The organism is Streptomyces niphimycinicus, from assembly GCF_018883605.1.
GTDB classification, from domain to species: domain Bacteria; phylum Actinomycetota; class Actinomycetes; order Streptomycetales; family Streptomycetaceae; genus Streptomyces; species Streptomyces niphimycinicus.
In genome coordinates this window covers 1-702 of sequence record NZ_JAHLEM010001308.1, presented here as the reverse complement: position 1 = coordinate 702, position 702 = coordinate 1, and the positions used below count along the sequence as shown (strand labels likewise).

At 77.6% G+C, this 702-nt stretch carries 1 pseudogene; it reads right to left on the bottom strand.

The features are described from left to right. Positions 1-702, bottom strand: a pseudogene (locus KN815_RS49495) (hypothetical protein); the annotation flags it as partial.

The following is a 702-nucleotide window of genomic DNA, read 5'->3' as shown; positions in this document are numbered from 1 at the left end:
CGCCGCCTCAGCCGTCTTCGCCCCGCTCGCCGTCTCCGCCGCGTCCACGGCGTCCGCCGCGTCCACGGCGTCCGCCGCGTCCGCCGCCTCGCCCCCGTCCTCCGGCGGGCGGCCGATCATCGACGCCACCCGCTCCAGGGCCAGGGTGTAGACCGCCGACTGGCGGGCGGCCGCGCCCACCTTGGCCGGGTCGGCGGAGCCGTCCACCATGGGGAAGGACTTGATCTCGACGACCGTCCACGACCCGTCGGGGTGGACCACGACCGCGTCCGGCTCCAGGAAGGCGGGCGAGCCGGCGACGTCCAGGCTCACCATCGGATGGTCCAGCAGCGCCCAGCACCCCGCCTCCGTGGCCTCGCGCAGCGCGAGCGCCGTACGGGCCGTGCGGCCCTGCGGCCCGGGCGCGGTCAGATCGGGGGTCGCGACGGCGCCCGGACCGGGCGGCTCCGAGCCGTCACGCAGCCGCTCATGCAGCAGCCGCACCAGATCCGCGCCGCCGTCCGCCTTGACCCGGGCCTCGAAGGAGTTGCCGCGCTGATGCGCGAACTGCGACTGGCCGAAGTTCGCGGGAGCCCCCAGCGCCGACGCCAGCGCGCCCTTGTCGATCCCGGCCCCGTCCAGCAGCGCGCGGCGGCGGCAGCCCGGGTTGGCGGCCAGCGCAGCCAGCGCGCGGGCGTCCATCGGATGCGGAACGGCGGCCGG